The sequence below is a fragment of the Nocardioides oceani genome, from assembly GCF_030412965.1.
In the GTDB taxonomy this organism is placed as follows: Bacteria; Actinomycetota; Actinomycetes; order Propionibacteriales; family Nocardioidaceae; genus Nocardioides; species Nocardioides oceani.
Genome location: NZ_JAUHJQ010000109.1, coordinates 1 through 291, shown reverse-complemented (window position 1 = coordinate 291; position 291 = coordinate 1). Strand labels below are relative to the sequence as shown.

1 protein-coding gene is annotated in these 291 nt (G+C 49.8%); it reads right to left on the bottom strand.

Features of this window, described 5'->3' with window-relative positions:
- On the bottom strand, positions 1-271 hold a 271-nt coding region (locus QWY28_RS23460; RefSeq protein WP_300955324.1), incomplete at its 3' end, for a hypothetical protein.
- Positions 272-291: the final 20 nt, after the last annotated feature.

The following is a 291-nucleotide window of genomic DNA, read 5'->3' as shown; positions in this document are numbered from 1 at the left end:
CACCAAGTCCTGCTCCGCCAGGTCCTGCTCCGCCAGCGCCAAAGCCTATTCCGGTGCCTAGAGTTCCCAAACCAATACCTCCCAATCCGCCGCCTCTGCCCAATCCTAATCCGCCTAAACCGGCTCCATATCCTCCGTTTAATATACCATGACCTGCGATGCCTAATCCAATGACACCACGCTTATCAACTTTCTTTTCCTCAACTTTCTCTTTCTTGTCTGCGGCGAGGGCAATGCCGACGATCAAGCAAACGCAGATCAAAGTTTTCATTTTGTTTTACTATATTCAGT